The organism is Aquimarina besae, from assembly GCF_042434905.1.
In the GTDB taxonomy this organism is placed as follows: domain Bacteria; phylum Bacteroidota; class Bacteroidia; order Flavobacteriales; family Flavobacteriaceae; genus Aquimarina.
Map to the genome: position 1 here is coordinate 2,753,649 of NZ_CP170199.1, position 21,999 is coordinate 2,775,647.

General features: G+C 32.8%; 18 protein-coding genes. All 18 read left to right on the forward strand.

Annotated elements, in window-relative coordinates; genetic code table 11:
- Positions 1 to 21: 21 nt before the first annotated feature.
- The 18 genes from ACE94K_RS11985 (at position 22) to ACE94K_RS12070 (ending at position 21,925) form a co-directional block, all read left to right on the forward strand.
- Positions 22 to 1,338 carry a TldD/PmbA family protein gene (locus ACE94K_RS11985; protein WP_378172370.1) on the forward strand — a complete coding sequence of 439 codons (1,317 nt, stop codon included), beginning with the start codon at positions 22 to 24 and terminating at the stop codon, positions 1,336 to 1,338.
- A 107-nt stretch (positions 1,339 to 1,445) separates the two neighbouring features.
- Positions 1,446 to 2,066, forward strand: a complete 621-nt coding sequence (locus ACE94K_RS11990; protein ID WP_378184272.1) for a DUF4159 domain-containing protein — start codon at positions 1,446 to 1,448, stop codon at positions 2,064 to 2,066.
- Positions 2,067 to 2,080: 14 nt separating this feature from the next.
- Positions 2,081 to 3,082 (forward strand): AAA family ATPase, encoded by a 1,002-nt coding sequence (locus tag ACE94K_RS11995; RefSeq protein WP_378172373.1) that lies wholly within the window; start codon positions 2,081 to 2,083, stop codon positions 3,080 to 3,082.
- Positions 3,083 to 3,100: 18 nt separating this feature from the next.
- Positions 3,101 to 3,997, forward strand: coding sequence for a DUF58 domain-containing protein (locus tag ACE94K_RS12000; protein WP_378172376.1), 897 nt, complete (start codon positions 3,101 to 3,103; stop codon positions 3,995 to 3,997).
- 1 nt (position 3,998) lies between these two features.
- On the forward strand, positions 3,999 to 5,294 hold the full coding sequence (locus tag ACE94K_RS12005; RefSeq protein ID WP_378172379.1) for a BatA domain-containing protein: 1,296 nt from the start codon (positions 3,999 to 4,001) through the stop codon (positions 5,292 to 5,294).
- Positions 5,294 to 7,510 (forward strand): tryptophan-rich sensory protein, encoded by a 2,217-nt coding sequence (locus ACE94K_RS12010; protein WP_378172382.1) that lies wholly within the window; start codon positions 5,294 to 5,296, stop codon positions 7,508 to 7,510. Before ACE94K_RS12005 ends, ACE94K_RS12010 begins: the two co-directional genes overlap by 1 nt.
- Positions 7,503 to 9,263, forward strand: a complete 1,761-nt coding sequence (locus tag ACE94K_RS12015) for a hypothetical protein (protein WP_378172385.1) — start codon at positions 7,503 to 7,505, stop codon at positions 9,261 to 9,263. The genes ACE94K_RS12010 and ACE94K_RS12015 overlap by 8 nt, the downstream gene beginning before the upstream one ends.
- Positions 9,264 to 9,694: 431 nt before the next feature.
- Complete coding sequence (locus ACE94K_RS12020) at positions 9,695 to 10,651, forward strand: TIR domain-containing protein (RefSeq protein WP_378172388.1); 957 nt, start codon at positions 9,695 to 9,697, stop codon at positions 10,649 to 10,651.
- Between the two features lie 400 nt (positions 10,652 to 11,051).
- A complete protein-coding gene (locus ACE94K_RS12025) occupies positions 11,052 to 11,699 on the forward strand; it encodes a hypothetical protein (protein ID WP_378172391.1) in 648 nt (215 codons plus the stop codon).
- A 463-nt stretch (positions 11,700 to 12,162) separates the two neighbouring features.
- A complete protein-coding gene (locus ACE94K_RS12030; RefSeq protein ID WP_378172394.1) occupies positions 12,163 to 12,792 on the forward strand; it encodes a hypothetical protein in 630 nt (209 codons plus the stop codon).
- Between the two features lie 190 nt (positions 12,793 to 12,982).
- The gene (locus ACE94K_RS12035) at positions 12,983 to 13,564 is read left to right on the forward strand and encodes a hypothetical protein (RefSeq protein WP_378172396.1); all 582 of its coding nucleotides are present in this window, start codon (positions 12,983 to 12,985) and stop codon (positions 13,562 to 13,564) included.
- Between the two features lie 343 nt (positions 13,565 to 13,907).
- Positions 13,908 to 14,360 carry a hypothetical protein gene (locus tag ACE94K_RS12040; RefSeq protein WP_378172399.1) on the forward strand — a complete coding sequence of 151 codons (453 nt, stop codon included), beginning with the start codon at positions 13,908 to 13,910 and terminating at the stop codon, positions 14,358 to 14,360.
- 428 nt (positions 14,361 to 14,788) lie between these two features.
- Positions 14,789 to 15,421, forward strand: coding sequence for a hypothetical protein (locus ACE94K_RS12045; RefSeq protein ID WP_378172401.1), 633 nt, complete (start codon positions 14,789 to 14,791; stop codon positions 15,419 to 15,421).
- Between the two features lie 388 nt (positions 15,422 to 15,809).
- Positions 15,810 to 16,319: a hypothetical protein gene (locus tag ACE94K_RS12050; RefSeq protein ID WP_378172404.1), complete on the forward strand. Its 510-nt coding sequence runs from the start codon at positions 15,810 to 15,812 to the stop codon at positions 16,317 to 16,319.
- A 3-nt stretch (positions 16,320 to 16,322) separates the two neighbouring features.
- Positions 16,323 to 18,101 carry an alpha/beta fold hydrolase gene (locus ACE94K_RS12055; protein ID WP_378172407.1) on the forward strand — a complete coding sequence of 593 codons (1,779 nt, stop codon included), beginning with the start codon at positions 16,323 to 16,325 and terminating at the stop codon, positions 18,099 to 18,101.
- A 174-nt stretch (positions 18,102 to 18,275) separates the two neighbouring features.
- On the forward strand, positions 18,276 to 18,992 hold the full coding sequence (locus ACE94K_RS12060) for a hypothetical protein (RefSeq protein ID WP_378172410.1): 717 nt from the start codon (positions 18,276 to 18,278) through the stop codon (positions 18,990 to 18,992).
- Between the two features lie 436 nt (positions 18,993 to 19,428).
- The gene (locus ACE94K_RS12065; RefSeq protein WP_378172412.1) at positions 19,429 to 20,304 is read left to right on the forward strand and encodes a carboxypeptidase-like regulatory domain-containing protein; all 876 of its coding nucleotides are present in this window, start codon (positions 19,429 to 19,431) and stop codon (positions 20,302 to 20,304) included.
- 235 nt (positions 20,305 to 20,539) lie between these two features.
- Complete coding sequence (locus ACE94K_RS12070) at positions 20,540 to 21,925, forward strand: S41 family peptidase (RefSeq protein ID WP_378172414.1); 1,386 nt, start codon at positions 20,540 to 20,542, stop codon at positions 21,923 to 21,925.
- The last annotated feature ends 74 nt before the right edge of the window (positions 21,926 to 21,999 follow it).

Here is a 21,999-nt window from a genome sequence, read left to right on the forward strand (position 1 = left end):
TTATTACAAATAAAAAATATCATGGCAATATATTCTAAAGAAGAAGCAAGGAAGATTATGGAAAAGGCGTTAAGCTTTTCTACTGCCGATGCTTGTGAAATAAATTTAAGCGGAAGTGAAAGTGGTAATATCCGCTATGCTAGAAATACGGTATCTACCGCAGGACACCGATCTAATCAAACCTTGGCGGTTAGCTCAAGTTTCGGAAAAAAATCTGGTACCGCTACGATTGATGAATTTGATGATGAATCTTTAAAAAAGGTGGTAAAAAGAGCTGAAGAATTAGCAAAACTTTCTCCAGAGAATCCTGAATTCATGGAACCTCTGGGACCACAAAAATATGATGATTCTATAACATACTCTGATGCGACTGCTAATATTACACCAGAGTACCGGGCAGAAGTTGCAAATAGTAGTATTGAACCTGCAGCCGCAAAAGACGTAACTGCAGCTGGATTTTTTAATGACTCTTCTGGGTTTAGCGCAATGCTCAATTCTAATGGTTTGTTCGCATATAACAAATCGACAAATGCCAGTTTTACCGTGACTATGCGTAGTAACGACGGAACGGGCTCTGGTTGGGTGACTAGAGATTATAACGATGTGTCTAAATTTAATGCTGCAGAAGCTTCGAAAATAGCTATAGATAAAGCAGTAATGTCTAAAGAAGCAAAGGCGATAGAACCAGGTAAATATACAGTAATATTAGAACCGGCAGCTTCAGTTGGTTTGTTGGGTAATATGGCATTTGCATTTAATGCACGTACTGCAGATGAAGGACGAAGTTTTATGTCTAAAGAAGGTGGCGGAACTAAGTTAGGAGAGAAAATTGTAGATGAACGAGTAAATATTTGGTCTGATCCCTTGAACCCAGAAGTACCAACCGGAACCTGGAACGGATCGGGACAACCACTAAAAAAAATTAGTTGGATAGAAAATGGTGTTGTTAAAAATCTTGCCTACAGTCGTTTTTGGGCACAGAAAAAAGGAGTTGATCCTATCCCATTTCCCAATGGATTTATTATGCAGGGTGGTGATGCATCCTTAGAAGATCTTATCAAAGATACCAGAAAAGGTATTTTAGTAACGCGATTATGGTATATCAGAAGTGTGGATCCTCAAACCTTATTGTATACAGGACTTACTAGAGATGGAACATTTTATATAGAAAACGGAAAAATAAAGCATCCGGTAAAGAATTTCAGATTTAACGAAAGTCCGATTATTATGCTTAATAATCTGGAAACGCTAGGTAAACAAGTTCGAATCGATGGTAATCTAGTGCCATATATGAAAATAAGAGACTTTACCTTTACTAGCTTATCAGACGCAGTATAAGAGGTAGTTCATAATATTACTGGTTATTTTGATAAATTCATGATAACCAGTTTTTATTTATGTATTATTTCAAAATGTATCTTACCTGGATTAAACAACGCACTGCATTGAGTACTAAATTTTTCTTTACACGATTACAATATGAGTCAGGAGATTGGGATGTAGATCAAAGAATGCCTTCTAATCTATTAAACTCACTTGTGGAGTATACCACACTAAAAGTGGACACCCAAGAAAGAATTATCCCTTTGAGTAGTGATGAGATATTCAAAAGCCCATTTTGTTATATCTCTGGTCATAAATTGGTGCAGTTTACCAAAAAGGAAAGAGAAAACTTTAAAAAGTATGTAAATAATGGTGGTTTTGTGTTTGCAGATGATTGTAATCACGATATCGATGGATTATTTTCTAAATCCTTTGTGCGGCAAATGGAGGATATTTTTGGTTCGGAAGCATTAAAAAAGATTCCTAATAATCACGAGATTTATAATGTGTTCTTTGAGTTTGAAAATGGTCCGCCAACCACTTCTCAAGAATTAAATGGATGGGGCGATGATATTGTACACGACTATTTAAAAGCGATTCAGATTAATGATAGAATAGGTGTTTTGTTTAGTAACAAAGACTACGGTTGTGAGTGGGATTATGATTTTAGAAATAAAAGATGGTATAAAATTGACAATACCCGATTTGGTGTTAACATTGTAATGTACGCATTAACATCATAAAAAGATATAGCTACATGGATAAAGAGTTAGTAAATATAGAAGAAGAGTTAACGATTCTTACCGAGAAGCTTCAGAAGTTACGGAAAGAGATCGGTAAAGTAATTACCGGGCAAGAAGAAACGGTAGAGCAATTGTTGATTACCTTTCTTGCGGGTGGACATGCATTGTTAGAAGGAGTTCCTGGTTTGGCAAAAACATTAATGATCAGAACACTGGCACAAGCGATTGATCTTAAATTCAAAAGAATACAGTTTACACCGGATTTGATGCCGTCGGATATTATCGGTACCGAAATATTAGAAGAAGATTATAGTACCGGGAAGAAGTTTTTCAAATTTAATAAAGGCCCTATTTTCTCTAACATCATACTGGCAGATGAGATTAACCGTACGCCACCAAAAACGCAGGCCGCCTTGTTAGAAGCCATGCAGGAGTTCGAGGTTACCTATTCAGGAAAAACATACGAGTTAGATAAACCGTTTTTTATACTCGCTACTCAGAATCCGATCGAACAATCCGGGACATTTGCACTTCCTGAGGCACAACAGGATCGATTTCTATTGTATATCAAAATAGGATACCCAAACGAATCAGAAGAAACTACCATTCTAAAAAATACTACAGGTGTCAAGAAAGAAACTTTGAATAAAGTAATTTCCGGAGAAGATATTATTAGATTACAACAGTTAGTAAGAGAGGTTCCAATCAGTGATAATTTGATCTCTTATGTAAGTAAAGTGATTAGAGCTACGAGACCAGAAACAACGACTAATACTTATGTAAAGGAATGGGTCAATTGGGGAGCAGGGCCACGAGCTGGTCAGGCAATGATATTAACCGCCAAAGCCCGGGCATTGGCACAAGGTAGATTATCAGTGATATTAGATGATTTACAGCATGTAGCCATACCTGTATTACGTCATAGAGTTATTGTGAATTTTAGAGCAGAATCAGAAGGAATCACTTCTGATGATGTTACGCACCATCTATTAAAAGCCATTGAGGTAGGGAAGTAACACCATAGAACAAATCAAGTGAGACAAGATTATCACCAATTACTAAAACCAGAACTTATTAAGAGTGTATCTGGATTGTCACTCATTGCGCGTGTGATTGTTGATGGATATTTGTCTGGACTCAATCATAGTTATAATGTAGGTTCGGGAATGGAGTTTACTCAATTTCGTAACTACGAACCTGGTGACGACTTACGATTGCTCGATTGGAAAATGCTTGCCAGATCCGGCCGGTATTATATCAAACAATCCGAAGTAGATACCAATATTTCGGTAAAATTTATTTTGGATGCCAGTAAATCGATGCTTCATCAAGAAGACGAACTTTCTAAAATGGATTATGCCAGAATACTGATAGCCTCGTTAGGATATGTATCCCAAAATCAAGGAGACGCTATTGGTCTTTTTGCATTAAATGAACAACAATTGTATAACGTATATCCTAAAATCCAGAAACAACATTATAATCGTTTTTTATTAGAGCTAACCAAGATTGAAAATAAAGGAAAGTGGCCCGAAAATCCGAATGCTTCAAAAAGTCTTCACGATCGCAATCATAAAGAACTCATATTTTTTATAACAGATCTGTATGAACATAATGAAGAATTGACTTCTTTTATCAAAATGCTGAAAACTCCTAAAAATGAGGTAGTAGTCTTACATCTTATGGGTAAGAATGAATTGGAATTTGATTATAAAGGAACCGTAACATTCGAAGATTTAGAGACTGGTGCAAAGCTCAAAATAGATGCAAAAACTGCAAAAAAAGAATACCTCGCATCGCTGGAAAAGATGATAAAAGAAACAAAAGATACGCTTTTGGCCAATGATATCAGTTACCATCTCTTCAAATTGAATGAACATATAGGTGAAGCATTGCAAGTATTCCTGAAGAAACGAAATAAACTAATCTGATATGTTTTTCCTCAACCCTACATATCTCTGGGCATTATTGGGACTTCTGGTTCCTTTAGCCATACATCTGTGGAGTAAAAAAGAAGGAAAAACAATAAAAGTAGGGAGTACCAAATTGCTAAGTGAATCTGACTCAAAACAATCAAGAAGTATTCAGTTGAATGAATTTTTTCTACTAGTAGTAAGAATGTTATTAATCGGGGTTTTGGTCTTACTAATGGCCGGTTTTCAGATTAAAAAGAAAGCTGCTACTATACCCATAACCTATTTGGTGGAAACTTCATTACTAGATGATGAAAGGATACAAACTATCATAGATACTATAGAAACCGGAGAATCACTGAGACTCTTGGAATCTGGATTTCCAGAATTAGACAAAGATCAATTTGATTCAAATAATACAACTCCCAATTATTGGCAATTAGCTAAAGAAATGGAAAGTTTACAAACCGATAGTATTGTCGTTTTCACGAAAGCATTCATAAACGGAATTAAAGGTAAAAGACCAGAGACGAGTAAGAATATAGCTTGGATATCTTTAGATTCAAAGGAGTCATCTACAAAAGCACTCAAAGCCATCAAAAAAGAAGATTCTCTGCAAGTCCTATCGATGAATAGCGATCAGGATCAATTTTTTTTTAAGAAAGCATTTATTGCTACCGATGATAAGAGATTAAAATTTAATGAAGCAAATGACAGTATGATGTTTCCGTTAAACGGAAAGGAAGAAAGCCTATCGCTTACTTCAGAATTGCCAACCAAAGTGTTACTGTTCTATGAAGATAGTTTGATTACTCAGAAAACATATGTAGAAGCGTCACTAAAGGCAATATCAAAATACCTGAATAGGCAAATAGATATAGAAACCATTCAGAATATAGATGGTATAGATGATACTGTTTTTGACCTGGTCGTTTGGTTATCTTCAGCTGTAGTTCCGAATATATCAACAAAGATGTTAGTATATCAACCGGATGACCTTGCCAATAACATTATTGAAGAAGGAACTTCGAATGGGATTTTTTATCTCACAAAAGCGCTTACTACAGCCAATAGTATTGATAGAAACTTATCCGAACAGTTGCTAAAATTGTTTGATTTTCATCAAGATATTCAGGATAGAGTTAATGAGTATGATAAAAGAACTATGGATATAGCAGAACTAAAACCAATTACAGCTAGTCTGGCGACAGACAAAAAACAATTTGAGCTTTTTGATATATCAACATGGTTATGGTCGTTATTGGGAGTATTGTTAGTGATGGAACGTAGTGTAGCAAAATTCAGAAAACAATAATGAGATCAGGACAAAACATATTGGTTGGATTTAGAAGGCGATGGCAACTGATGCTTTGGCTGGAGATCACATTATATGCCTTAGGACCAGCGATTCTTTCGTATCTAATATTTTTGAATGTATTTTGGGCCATAGCTGTATTCATCTTGGTCGCTTCTATCATCATAATTTTTATAAAGCCGTGGAAACACAGTTTAGAAAATGTGGCCAGTTATATAGATCTTCATCTTGATGCTACAGAGTATAGTACGGGTCTTTTGTTAGTACCCGAAGAAAAACTGTCTGGCTTAGCTAGAATACAGCAAAACAGAGTAGCAACCAGACTTGTCGAAAAACTAAAAACCATAAAACCTCCTCATCATTTAGTTCGTGGAATTATTATTTTAAGTTCTTTTATTTTGATAGGTACAGTGATCTATAAGTATGAATTATTATCAAACCTACAAGGATCGCAACCACCAACAATAACTCCGGAAGCAATTGTTTTTAAACCAACAGACACCACGTCAACAACAGTTGAATCACCAAAATTAATACGTCAACAACTAACCATTAACTATCCTAACTACACGCAAGTTCCTTCTGTAGAGACTTCCAACATGGATATAAAGGCAGTAGAAGGATCCAGAGTTTCCTGGAAAATACAATTTGACCAAGAAATAAAAGGGGTAACGATGGAAAGCATGGGAAATAGTTATCCTATGAAATTAACAGATGGAACCTATACCGGAGCATCCACACTCACCAGTGCAGGTTTTTATAATTTTAAGTTTACAGATCTTCAAGACAGATCCTATGTGTCAGAATTGTATGCTATTGAGGTGATCAAAGACAAGAGTCCTTCGGTAGAAATTAAAGGAATAAAGCAGTTCACTTCTTTTGCTTTTAATGAAGATAAAAAGGTGTCTTTTACCACAACTATTAGTGACGATTTTGGGATTGAAGACGCTTACATTATCGCTACCGTAAGTAAAGGTTCTGGCGAATCTGTAAAGTTCAGAGAAGAGAAGTTAAACTTCAATAGTAAAATTCCCAAAGGCAATAAGAATATAAGCTTGTCTAAAAACATCAATCTGGATCAAATGAAGATGGAACCTGGTGACGAATTGTATTTTTATGTAGAAGCCTTAGACCGTAAACGGCCGAAACCGAATACATCCAGAAGTGAAACCTTTTTTGCAGTGATTAAGGATACCATTTCTGATACCTTTGCAGTAGAAGGAACGATGGGAGTCGATCTGATGCCGGATTATTTTAGAAGTCAGCGGCAGTTGATTATTGATACAGAAAAATTGCTAAAGGATAAACCAAAACTATCTACACAAGACTATAAATCTAAGAGTAATGAATTAGGGTTTGATCAAAAAGTGCTACGGTTGAAATATGCTGAATTTATGGGTGATGAATCAGAATTTGGTGGTACGGCTGAGGGAGACGTTGAATTTCCTGAAGAAGAAGGAGATCATCACGAAGAAGATCACGAAGAAGAAGATCCATTGGCAAAATATACCCACGCACATGATAGCGAGAACGAACATAATTTGGTGGAAGAAGAAAAAAAGGAAGACCCTTTAGAAGAATATCTACACAACCACGAAGACCCTGAGGAATCTACACTGTTTACACAATCCTTAAAAAGCAAGTTGCGACAAGCACTTAATGAAATGTGGGATGCAGAATTGTATTTACGACTCTATACGCCAGAAAAATCATTACCGTATCAATATAGAGCCCTAAAATTAATTCAGGAAATTAAAAACAGTGCGCGTATCTATGTACATCGTATCGGTTTTGATCCTCCACCCATCAAAGAAGACAAAAGACTCACCGGAGAAATAAAAGAGGTATCTAATTACAGAAAAGCAGAAACATTAGATCAAGAAGATCCATATGCATCCATACGCCTTACAGTAGCAAGACTGGAACAATTAATTTCTGAAAAAGGAAGTATTACCGAAAAAGATAAACTGCTTTTCGGTCAAGCCGGAAATGAGTTAGCGGAAAAAGCGATTGAAGATCCAGGAAAATACCTGGAAACATTACAACAATTAAAATGGATTTCTGAAGATGTAGCGGTTCCGCAAGAAGCATTAGTAGCCTTACAAAAAGGATTGTTGACGGCACTTCCGGAGTTGAAGCCTAATGCAGTGAAACAGCAACAACAAACAAGCGAAATCAACGAATTACTATTAAAAGAGCTCGAAATCAATGATTGAGGATATCACTTTTTTACATAGTAATTGGATAACGTATATAAGTATTGGTGCCATAGTTGTATGGTTGGTTTTTGTTTGTAAAGAGTGGTCTCATTTTGGAAAAACTAAGTTCTGGATCAACCTAACAGTTGCGCTGTTTGCAATAATGTCCATCGCTGTGATTGCTTTAAAACCAGCGATACCCATACTTGGTAAAAACACCAAAGTAGCGGTGCTTACGAATGGGTATAACACCAAACAGTTAGATAGTTTAAAAAAGGTTCATAAACGAATACAAACCTTTCCGTATAAAGAGAATCAGCCTATTTTTGAAAATATACATACATCAGACACTGTTTTTGTATTAGGAAATGGTGTAGCACCCTTTGATTTTTGGCAGCTAGAAAACCATAAGGTTCACTATGTCAACAGTGATAAGCCTTCTGGAGTGGTTAGGTTCCAATATGATCACAAAAGGATAGTAGGAGAGCGGTTACTATTTCATGGATTATATAACAATCCAACAAGAGGAAATCGATTGATTCTGGAAGGACCGGGAGGAAATCCGTTGGATTCTATAGTCTTGACATCGGATACAGTGGTATCATTTCAGGTATCGGCGGAGTTAAAAGCGATAGGCAACTATGTATTTTCTTTAGTTGAGAAAGATTCTTTGGGTAAAAAACTATCCAGTGACCCCATTCCTGTTAAAGTAACAAATCAAAAGCGTTTTAAAATTTTGATAGAAAACAGTTTCCCAACCTTTGAAACCAAATACCTAAAAAACTATTTGGCAGAAATGGGGCACGAGGTATTGGTAAAAAGTCGCATCACAAGAGGAAAGTATAAGTTTGAATATTTTAATACAGATCGAATACCTATCGGCGCTCTTTCCGAAAAGAATTTACAACCTTTTGATTTGGTGATACTGGATGCTACTTCAGCAAAGAATGTAGGAGAACGTGCTCGGACTGCTCTTGAGAATGCTTTAAGAAAAGATGGATTAGGACTTTTTATTCAACCGGATGATGATTTTTTTGGATCCTCAAAAGGCATCGCAGCTTTTGATTTTGGCAGAGAAAAAAGTACCGAAACAAGTCTGATCAATTCACCAAAAAATAGAATAGGGAAGTATCCTTTTCTGTTTAAAGATCAATTTCAGTTGCAAGCTGTACACAAAAATGATAAAGGCGATATCGTATCCGCCTATAAACATCTTGGAAAAGGGAAGGTAAGTACTACGGTTTTAGAAAGTACTTATGAGTTATTATTAAATGGCAAAACAACCGAGTACCAGCAACTATGGTCCGAAATTATAAGTAGCATCGGCAAAAAAGAAAGTGCTGAGGTCAGTTGGGATGAACATAGTATCCTAACTACAAAAGATCAACAATATGAGTTTACACTAAGAACTTCTATCCCTGAACCAGAAGTAACAACGGATGAAGGGTATCGCATTGCACTGCGCAGCGATATAGATATCTCAAATCTATGGACAGGTACCACGTATCCTAAGAAATTAGGCTGGAACAGTATATCCATAGCACAAGACACCACCGCTGTTTTGGACTATTTTGTAACCGATACCACTACATGGGAATCAAAATCAAGGTACGACAACATACAAAGAAACCGCAGACACTTTAATAGATCTTCTATAACAAACCCTAAACAATTCTCTCCTTTAGCACCTATAAATCCAATTGGGTTCTATATTTTCTTTTTGATGTGTATGGGATATTTGTGGTTAGTTTCTAAGTTGGGAAGAGAGTAGTATTAAAAACTTCACTTTATCACACAGAGCCTATCACACTAAGCTTGTCGAAGTGTTGTCACACTGAGCCCTTCGACAGGCTCAGGACAGGCACTGTCGAAGTGCTGTTATCCTGCGTACTTTCATTAGAAGTACTGTCATCTCGAGCGGAGTCGAGAGACAACCAAAACATAAAAGAACCCATATCATTTTGTAGTATGGGGAATTTTACATTATTTTTAGAATCTTGTAATAAAAACTGATCCTACTATGATGAGTTTATAATTACTTACAAACGGTACTAAACGCAATTGCTGTTATATAGTAGTTACCAAACATATGAAGAAACATTACGAATGAGAGTAAAACACAAGAACGCTGAAAAAAACAATTCAAATACATCAATGTCTTTGTCTCATTGGTTTAAGCATTACTATCCGAACAAAAAGTATATGAATTATGAATTTTATGATGTTCCTGAAATTTACGACTTGTACGAGATAGATGAACTAACTGGAAATCTGACTTACATTCGGAGTGACTTCGCTTCACAGATTTTTCCAAAGGTTCGTGAAAATCCGAAAAAATTTGTCTACAAAGAACATGACCCGAAATATCTGGATGAATACCTAATGCCTAAAAGAATAGATTTAGAAAACAATATGGATATAGATTTAACAATTGAAGGATTAATTGAGAAGGCAGAAAAATACAGAAAAATATGTGATGAAGGAGATTTTATTAATGGTCAAGTTAATTCATCCCAAAATATAGCACTGTATACCGATTGGTTTCTTGAATCAAGAGAATTATTTAGCGAACATTTTAACGAAACAGAATTAGCTTATCAAAATTTTTGCGAATTTGATACAAGTGGAAATGGATTTACTCTTTCTTCAAAATTTTCCGAAACTTATGCCTTATTTAAAATTCTAATAAGAAAAATAAGGAATGGAAAAGTTAAAGACACTGTTATAAATGGAAAAAAGATTATGAAAAATAAAATATTTATAGTTCATGGACATAATAATGAACTGAAATTGGAGGTTGCTAGGTTTGTAGAATCTGACTTTAAAAAAGAAGCTATCATTCTACATGAACAACCAAGTAAAGGCAGAGAAGTTTTAGGTAAATTTGAAGATGAGGCAGATGTGGATTTAGCAATTGCTATTTGGAGTAAAGATGATTTAGGGCGACTAAATAAAGATGGTGAAAATCTAAAACCAAGAGCAAGACAAAATGTTATTTTTGAAACTGGTTATTTTATTGGAAAGTTAGGTAGAGATAAAGTTATTGTGATTTTAGAAGACGGAATTGAAGCACCATCCGATTATTCAGGTATAATGTATATAAGTTCTTCAGATTGGAAATATAAACTTGGGAAAGAAATCACTGAAATCTATAAATAACGAAATGCTAACAATATGAACAAAAGACAATAGGATTTTAAACTGAAAGAAAAAAACGTTTGGTAACCCCTGCTACCGCTAGTCTTTGACTAGTGGCGACTTCGAGTAAGAACAGATGGCAGGTGTAATTTTTACGTCATAAGGTTGTTTTTTTACGTTGTCTAACATAGGTTTGTGGTGCGCACTAGTGGCAAACTAGTGGCAGCGTGAGAAAATTAAACTGCATACAACAAAATATATGTCAGCATAGCAGCTAGATAAAGAATTGAAAAGTCTATGTATTTTTGCAATGGCGTAATGCTTGCTGAATTGAAAAGTTAGCAAGCATTACGTAAATGAATCGAAAGGTAGAGTAACATTTTGCCTGCTATGATACATTCACTAAACGTTATAATACACTATGAAAAAAATCTTACTTCTTTCAATCTTGATTACATCTTTTTCTTTTTCTCAACAACCAAATTATTCTGATTTATCTAGAATTGATAAACTTAAATTAATGAATTACTATGGTTTCCTTATAACAAAAACAGAAGATACCGTAATCGCTAAAATAGAGTTGAACAAAGGGACTAATGTTCCTATTGTAACTGAAAATTCTGAAATATTTCTTGAATATCCAAAAGAACTACAAAAATATAAGTACGTCGAGAAGATTGACTTAAGACTGCTTGATAAGTTTTACTTTGGCTTACCACGAAGATTTAACGTAATAAGAAAATATGACTCAACTTATATAAACTTGGAGGTGATAGAAGAAAAAAAATACAGAATATATCGCCGTAATGAGATTGGAACTGCCTACAATAATGGACTCCATAACAACACCGGTGGATTTACATATAGTCAGTCCTACAATGCTGAATTCAAGATTTTATATATCGCTAAGGAAAATGGAGATTTGATTCGTATTGATGGTACTCCTAGAGAGAAAAAAGCCAAACTAACCGAATTATTAAAAAATGAGTTGGATGAAAAAGAACTTAAGCGAATTAGAACTCGTAATGATAAAATAATTGAACTCTTCAAGAAGTTGAACCTTGAATGACAATTGACATATGATTATGGAAACCCGATCACACGGATGTGATAGCGCGGAATTCAATTCCGCGCTATACAAGAATACGTGATAAGCCTGTCTAGTCCTAATAAGAGTTCACACATTTTACATTCCCCTGCTACCGCTAGTCTTTGACTAGTGGCGACTTCGAGTAAGAATAGATGGCAGGTGTAATTTTTACATCATAAGGTTGTTTTTTATGTTGTCTAACATAGGTTTGTGGTGCGCACTAGTGGCAAACTAGTGGCAGCGTGAAGAAATTAAACTGCATACAACAAAATATATGTCAGCATAGCAGCTAGATAAAGAATTGAAAAGTCTGTGTATTTTTGCAATGGCGCTAGATTTTTATAAATTAAACAAGAAATAAAAATGCGCAGATAAATCGATTGGTTCAGGTATACTTGCCTTGCTCCAATTCATATATTTGGCGTTAACATTAATTTGAAAAATGAGATTAACCTTAGTAACTTTTTTAACAATTTGGGTGCTTATTTCTTGTCAAGGAAATAAAAAAGGGAACTCGACTATCACAAAAAGTATTCTGAATTCTGAAAAAGGTATCGAACAAAAATTAAACGCTTATTGTTTTTTTAAGCTTGATGACAAATATTCAACAGAAAAAGACAGTTTAGTTATTAATACTTGGCTAAAAGAAAAATCTATAACAATTCTGACAAATGATTCTATAGATAATGTTTTTAGCCAAAATGGAGGAGGTCCAAATGGTGCCCAATGGAATCCGTCAACTGATTTATACATTGCAATTTCAACATCTTCTAATGAATTGGATGAAATACCAAAACTATATATGAACGGAAAATTATATCAAAAATTAGTCTATAAATATCGACCTCATTTAATCTGGTATGTATTAAAACAAGATTTCTGGGAACGAGAGATTAGAAAAATTAATTCTTCAGATGTAAAAAAAATGTATTCTCTTCAACTTCTTAATGGAATTGAAAATGGAAAATTTAATAAAATGGTAGATTTAGATTATGGAGAAATATTAAAGTTTGAAATAACTTATAAAGAAGAAAAATTGACAAAGTTTTTTCACGCAACATATGGTGAATAAAGACTAATGCTAACACCGTACGTATATAATTTATTGTTAGTTCTAGCCTACTTACGAAAATCCTCTCGGATTTTCTATTAGGTTTGAATTTGCTAAATTAGTTGCTTAAACACGCAACGAAATCATACACAAAACCGTTACGAAGAAATCATTATTCGCTAGATAACTTAATGAAAAACAACATATAAATATGGGCTACGCAGTTGAAACAATATTTACAAACGGAAGAAAAGTGAGTGAAGTATTTGGTTCTAAGAATTATGACCTAATAAATATAATACCTGATTATAGTGAATATGACTTTATACTTGAAGATTATTTTGATTTGTCAACAGGAAAATTATCCAGTAAAAGAATAATGCAAAATATTATTGACGGTGAAACAGAAAATCTTTACACCGATTTAATATTGGATAAAGAAGTAGAAAAATTCGCTATAAGTACATTGGGTGCCGTTTATGGCTATTTACAACGAGATGTTTGTCTTCATTATGGTAAAATCGTAAATCGAAACAACGATAATTGGCCTATGTTTACACAGCATTTATCGGATTTTGAAAACCGTACAAGATCGTATTGGAAGACACCTCGAAGTAAAGATTTTCCGCATCTTTTTTTCATTTTAATTCGAGAATTAGAAGATTATAAAAAACTTTACTTTGATACTTTGGCAAAAAAGTATCCAAATAATATTGAATTGAAAAAAGATATGCAATACGTATTTGACAAGGCCAAAGAACTTAATCTAAATATATTTTTCTGTAATAGCTAAAGAGGATAGTAACAATAAAATGACGTTTTACAACATTACCTAAACGTAATGCGGAGTTTAGGGCTAAATCTAAAGGTCTTTGTATATTTACTAAGTCGCTAAATCTTATGGATTTGTTCGTTAAGATACCCTGCTACCGCTAGTCTTTGACTAGTGGCGACTTCGAGTAAGAATAGATTGTCTCGTCCTAATAAGAGTTCACACATTTTAGATTCATTCTAAAATAATTTAAAAAAAAAACTAAAACCGGAGGTAACAATTCTAATGCTTATTACACTTTGTTATAGAAGCTTTTTTTAAAGAGCACAAATAATAAGAATAGTAATCATTAAAAATTAAACCTATGGGATTAGAAAATCAAATTAGTATAGTAATACCACAAGAAACAATTGATGAGGTGACTACCAAACTACAAGAATGTAGAACAACACTCGCGCCTTTTCTACAGGCACTAACAGCTGCAGAACGTTCAGGATTGTTTAAAATGGGTAATAAATCTTTACCTACGGTACAAAAGGTAAAATCGTATTCAGAAACCAATCCGGAGTTTATGCCCAGTTATATGGATAAAGATGAGTTTCTAAAAGATGAAACCGTGGTATCACAATTAACACCCATTGCTAATATCCTGGAACAATTATTCTCTGATGTAGATGATACTCGATTATTAGCGGGTAGTGAAGCCTTACAGGCCGCTTTGTTATACTACGGGCAAGTAAAAGAAGCAAATAAAAAAGGAGTGACCAGTGCAAAACCGATTTATGAGGATTTAAAACAGCGATTTTCTAAAAAATAAGTGGTTTATAGAGGAAATCCAATGATAGCAACCAAAAAGATTCTGTATCGAGTCTTTTTGGTTTTTTTATGAATATAATTCAGAGACACTCGAATAAAAAAGATCTGATTTTGAGTAAAAAACATTCAACGTTGAATCAAAAACATTCAAAATCGAGTAAAAAATACTCAAAACAGTATAAAAAACACTAAAAATCGAATGAATTATATTCGATGTGATAGAAAATTTATAATACTAACGTTAACAAATATATTTTATGACTGCGCTACGCTACACCATAAAACACTCGATGGGACGTTGGAACTCTATTTTGATAGTATTCTATCGATTATATCTTTTTTAAATAGATTTAAAGTGTATGACACTTCATCGTTCGTTGCAATTATAAAGAGATATTGACGTTTTGCAAATATCAATCCATACTATTTATGAAAGTCTTTGAGCTTGATTTTTTTGATAATAAAAAAACAGATTTAAAAGAATTTTTATTCCTAATTGTGTTGTTTTGCGGATGTAACTCATATACACAACCAAAACTAAGAATAGAACCAGGAATTCTCTTAGCGACAGAATCAGATAATTTAGGATTACTATTTAATACGGAACCTCATATTAAGATTTCGGAAAATATGCTGATTGGATTAAGATTTGGAATAGCAATAAATCCTCAGAAAATTGAAATTGATAATAGCGCTTCATTTTTTGTAGATGATCTGGATGATAATGCTATTATTTCCTTTTTGCCAACTTTTGATTATTACCTGAATGATAAACAATATTGTCCATATGTGGGGATAGGTTTAGGCTATTATATATTCAATAATATAGACGTTTCGATGAACGGTACTTCAGAAATTTTGGAAGGAAGTGTTAATAATCAACCCGGTTTTTTGGTTAGAGGAGGACTTGAAATTGGTAAGACCAGGCTTGGATTGGAATATAATTTTATACCAGAAGCTGATATCGAAATACAAAAAGGACAAGTAATCGGAACAATAGATAATAGTTATGTAGGCTTATCGATTGGATTTACCATTGGTTTAAAGAAAAGTAATGAATAGCCAAGATTTTTTGATCATTGATTAATTGATTTTATTAAATATTTCGTTCTCATATGTACCCAAGACGGGTAGGATGTTTTATTTGTCTGATATTACACCTTAATAGTTCTGCTGATTTTCCTCTAAAGCCGGACAAATTGAGAATAGGAGTGCAGGCTAAAAAATATGATTGATATAATTCATAGAATCACTTTTATCATGTTGTCGAAAGGAGAATTTTACGGTATATTTAAAACGTAATAACAACGAGCAGAATTATGAATCGTTTGTAAGTGTTTATAATTAATTACAAACGGTACTAAACGCAATTACTGTTATATAGTAGTTGTAAGCAATTATGACAAACATCCGACCACAAAATAAAATTAAGGAACAAAATGAATCTCATTTGAAAAAACAATCAAAAAATATGGAATGGATAATAACAGACTTCTTAAATAGTGAAAAAGCGTTGTATTTATCAGCAGGAATAATCGGAGTTTTTTCAGTGATAATTGGAATACTTTTTTTCTCGTTTACTGCCTACAAAAGTTTTGCAGTTACATTGATTGTTTTAGGAATTCTGGAATCAATAATTATGTTTCCATTATACTTAAAACAATATCATAAAATAGAAAATAAAATATCAATTTATACTAACAACTCTGTGGACTTTCTAGAAATAGAAGAAAAACAAACAGAAAAAGATTTAAAATCTTTCTTTAGGTTAAAATTAATCTATGGATTTTGTATTCTATTAATCATTGTGGTTATGTCATTTTTAGACACAAAATCGATTTTTTTCGGAATTTCTACTGCTTTAATTTTACATCTCTCTTTGGCAATTACAATTGATAACTTCGGGGAAGTTTACACTAAAAAATATCAAACTCAATTACAAATATCATCTCAAAATTAAATAATGAAAAAACTATTAAAAATATTAGCAGCAATCATTTTACTATTAATAATAGTAGGCGGAATTATATTCTTTTTCTTTCCTCAAAAATTGATTGACTTTACAAATAGCGGTTATGCAAATGCAGCACAACTAGAAAAGAAAACTATTGATTTGAATGGTTATGAAGTGAACTATTATCAAAGTTCTGCAAATAGTGATAAAGAAACCCTAGTTTTAGTTCACGGAATGGGAGATGATAAAAATAGCTTCTTACAATCTTCAAAAAAATTGTCAGAACATTATAATCTAATTTTACCTGACCTTGCTGGACACGGAGAAAATGAAAAAAAGGCAGATTTGGACTATTCTATTGATGGGCAAGCTACTTTTTTACATTCATTTTTAGAAAAATTAGGTATTAAAAACATCAATTTGGTTGGTAATTCAATGGGTGGACATACGGTAGCAACCTACGCAATAAAATATCCAAATGATGTAAAAAATCTTATTCTATTAAATTCGGCTGGGCTAAAATTAGATGACCACGTGGTTTACACAGGTTTTGGAAAAAACATTGAAACAGATGAAGAATTTGACGCTGTACTTTCAAGAGTTTTTTACAATAAACCAGACCTTCCATCACCGATAAAAAAGCATCTGATTAACCAAATAAATGCTAGTAAAGACTTTGTTGACAATACGTTGGTTACTGCAATCAAGAACGGTAAATATTTTAATCTTAAAAACGATATTTCTAAAATTACTGCACCAACCTTAATTCTTTGGGGAAAACACGACAAGGTGGTAAAATTCAATTCCGCAGAGTATTTTTATAATAATATTCCTATTTCCAAACTTCAACTTATAGAAAATGCAGCACATTCACCACAAATGGAAGTACCTGATGATGTTGCTGATGCTATACATTCATTTATTCAAAAATCAAAAATAGATATGATTAAAAAAACCAGAATTGCCCACGCAGCAAAAGTGCAGTATTACCGTTGGTATTTATTCTACGAACGTGATTTTGAAAACCAACAACGTCTTGAAAACCAATTGGAAATTTTAGATGAGGACATCAAAATGAAATCCGCAGCAGGCGAAATGAAAGGAAGAGCAAATTATCCTGAAAGGTTAAAAGTTTATAAAGGCTGGCAAAATTCACATCACGTACAAAATATTACAGTTTCAGAATCTGAAAATGGAATCAATCTAGTGGCAGATATTATTTATCAAAACCTAAAACCAGATGGAACAAATGACAGTTATCCATTGCGTTATAGTACAGTTCTAAAACAAACTGGAACCTCAAACCTTCCTGTTTTTACAGAGATTAATATTGCACCAACTGGAACAATCGAAAATCCAACTTTTGAAGATGCATATCCAACCAATAGAATGTTATCGCTTATTCATTATTGGTTATTAAATATGGAGCAATTAGATGGTAATGTCGAACCTTTCAAAGAGTTGCTGACTGATGACTTTAAACTTCATTTTTCAACAAGTAGCGAACCAATTTCGAGTATTGATGAATTAGAAAAGTGGCTAAATGGTACACCAAAACAATTAAAACAAAGTAGTCATTTTCCTGAGAATTTTATGGTAAAAAAATTAGGGAATAATGAATACGAAGTAAATGTAGATTTTGTTTGGCGTGGTATTACAAAAGACAATAAAGGGTTAAAAGCAACAACAACTCATAAATGGATTGTAGTGGATAACCCGAGTGACCGTTTTGCAAAAATAAAAGAGATAAAAGTTGCTCAAAAAATACCTTTGAGTCCATTAGAATAGAGCGTGATATAACTGCTTACAACAATATATATAAAAAATAGGCGAGATAGTAATAAAATCAAGGGTTTTGGCTCGTATCAAACTTTGTGTTTAAGCGAAAGTTTAATGCTGCTAAATCGCCTACTTTTCATATAATAACCGTTGGCAAACATTTAAAAAAAACCGAAAATTTAAATGATTCGAAAAGAAGGACAATTTCATATAAATCGAGAAAGAGGAATTTCTTTAGGAATTGAATCTTCGAATATGGAAAATTGTATTTCCGAGTATAACAAACAATTCAAATTATTTAAAAAAGGAAATCCTTATACTTCAATATTCGGACACAAAACATTTGGATTTAAGGAATCAAATCTTGACTTTTTAGAGCACTTTAAGAGAGTAGAAAATATTTGGTTTTGGGATGTCAATTTAAGTGATATTCAAGGATTATATTACCTGAAAAATTTAAAATCTATTGGATTGACTGGGAAAAGACCGTCAATAGATTTTAGTCAATTTACATCTCTTAAGGAAATAACGATTGATTGGGAAACTAAAGATTATAATTTAGAGCAATGTGAAAATGTTGAGAACTTTTACCTATGGCATCATAAACCAAAAGAGAGGAATTTCAACAGTTTTAAATTTCCTATTAACTGTAACAATAATGCAAGTCTTAATTGGACAAATGTAGAGGATTTAACTACTCTAAACGGACTTAAAGGCTTAAAGAAAATAGAAATTCACAGATCAAGAAACCTAAAATCATTGAAAGGTCTTGAAAAATATTCAGAAACACTTGAACAAATTATTATCACTACTTCTGGAAAACTTGAGGAATATGAATTTATTAAGGAGTTTCCTAAATTGAAAAAAGCATATATAAACAAAAAAATAATAGTTGAATAATAAAAACGATTTGCCAACAATGGCTCCTATGAAAAGCACTAGCTCAGTTTTTCAAAGTTAATATTTGTATTTTAATCATCTTATAATGATTACTTTATAACTTGCCTCTGCTACCACTAGTCTGTGACTAGTGTCGACTTCGAGTAAGAATAGATGGCAGGTGTAATTTTTACGTCATAAGGTTGTTTTTTATGTTGTCTAACATAGGTTTGTGGTTTGCACTAGTGGCAAACTAGTAGCAGCTGAAATGGGTTAAAAAAAATATGATCGATATAATTCATAGAATCACTTTTATCATGTTGTTGAAAGGAGAATTTTATGGTACATTTAAAAACATAATAGCAATGAGTAGAAATAGGAGTCGTTTGTAAGTGTTTGTAATTCATTACAAATGGTATTAAACGTAATTGCTGTTATATAGTAGTTGGCAAACATTATGAAAAAACCGCATTTAATATTAATAAGTCTATTTTTATTTACAAATAGTTTACTTGGACAAATAAATGCAGTGGTTCAAGATGATGAAACATTTGAACCGATAGAGTTTGTTAATATTTGTATTGAAAATGAAAACATTGGAACTTCATCTAATGAATTAGGATATTTTTCAATTGATGTAAATCAAATGAATACAAAATTAATATTCAGTGCTGTTGGTTTTGAAACAAAAAGGATTGATAAATCGGAAATAAAAGATATTGGCTATTTAAAGAAAATTGTAACTAAACTACCAGAAATTGAATTATTAAAGAATAAAAATTCAAATGAATTTAAAATCGGGAGCTTTGAAACATCGGAAACTGATCTTTATTTTGGCACAGACACAAAATACCCTTGGATTATAGCTCGGCTTTTTAATAACAATTCGATTGGTAATGAAACTAAGTTTCTGAAAAAAATAAAACTTATAACTGGAATTTCTGAAAAAACACAATTTAATGTTAGGGTTTATAGTGTAGGACAAGATAAAAAACCAAATGAGTATTTAGTAAATCAAAACATAATTGGGATTGCAAAAAAAGGAATCAATGAAACTGAAATAGACCTTAGTTATTTAAATGTAATTTTCCCGAAAGAAGGATTGTTTATTGCAATTGAAAATATTAAAGAAGAACAAAAAGTAAAAAAACGACGCTCAAGTAGATTAGAAAAAACATTGACTTTGGGCCTAGATTTGGAATCTAAAAATGAGAATACATATATTTATTACAAGGGAGAATGGGTGGATAAAATAATCTCACAGAATATGTTTAGTGAGAAAATGCTAAATTTATTTAAAGCTGTTTCTATTGAATTAACAGTTGCTGATTAAATTAACGTTTGCTAACATTATATATGAAATCAGAGCAAAGTTTAGTGCTAGATCATAAGGTCATTTCCTTTTTGCAATGGTGCTAGATTTTCATAAATTAACAAGAAATAAAAATGCGCAGATAGATCGATTGGTTCTTGCTTATTTGCCTTGCTCCGATTCATATATTTGGCGTTGTGCTTAATACAAGTTACATTCGAGGATTTAATTCATCCTTTAAAAAATAAACTATCTAATGAAACATCAATATATCCTTGCAGTTTTCCTGTTTCTGATATTCTCTCAATATTCTATAGCCCAGCAATCCGAAAAAAAGTTTGGACGAAATGAAATTATAGAAGACTTAGAGTATCTTAATAATTCTTTAAAAGATGCTCACTACAATCTCTACGCATATACTTCAGAAAAAGACTTTTCAGAGAATTATCAAAATGTAAAACAATCGATTGCTAAGGATTCTGTTACTCTATTACAAGCAACTACTATTTTTCAAAAAGTAATATCAGTAGTAAATAATGGACATACTGAAATCGACTTCCCAGGAGCTTCTTACAGAACATATGCATATAGTGGGGGAACACTATTTCCATTAGAAATTGCTTTTGAACACAACAAAAGTCTAATCCGGAAAAACTTTTCTGATAATTCTGATATTAAAATTGGTTCTGAGATAATAAATATAAATGGGATATTAATGAAAGATATCTTAGCCCAAATTTATCCGCAAGTTGCAGCAGAAAGAACATACTTTAAAAATGCAAAAATTGAAATGATTTCATTTCCCAGATTGTATTGGCAGGTGTTTGGAAAGCAAGACAACTTTCAAATTGAAATTCGCTCAAATGGAGCTGTAAAAAAACATTCAATAAAAGCGGTTAACCTAATTGAAGGATATGAAACACCACGAGATGAAGTTCTTAATGCTCAAATGAAACTTAAGTTTTATAAAAATACAGCTTATTTAAATCCTGGAGATTTTTCAGGTGATGAACAAAAGTATCAAAGTTTTATTGACTCAGCTTTTGTAGAAATAAAAAAACGAAACAGTAAAAATCTGATTACTGACCTTATGAATAATGCGGGTGGGAACGACTCTTTTAGTAATTACTTAGTCTCTTATTTTGCAGATAAACCCTTTAAATGGAATTCGGAGTTTACCCTTAAAACAAGTCAATTTCTTAAAGAACACACAAGGAAACACAATGACACTGCAAATGCTTATTTTCAAAAAATTCTCAATTACAAAGACGGAGAGATATATAATTTCGAGTTTGACGATTACCGGCCACAACCCAAACAAAAAATATTTACAGGAGCAGTGTACGTTTTGGTAAATCGTCAATCATATTCTCAAGCAGCCGTGGCAGCAGCTCAAATTCAAGATTACAATTTTGGGACGATTGTAGGAGAAGAAACAGGTGATTTTCCAACACTTTACGCTTCACAGTTTCAATACTCATTACCTAATACAGGGATTGTAGTAAAAGTGTCTAAAGGACAAATTGTTCGTGTAAATGGCAGTAAAAAGCCAGAAGGAGTGATACCTGATATAATGATTAAAGATCATTTATTAGACGAAGAAGATGAAATATTAAATGGACTTTTAAAAAAACTGAATTAAAACAATACATATAAAAAAATGGCGGGAAAGTAAAATATTCAAGGCATTAAGCTCTCATCAAACTTTTTGCCTAT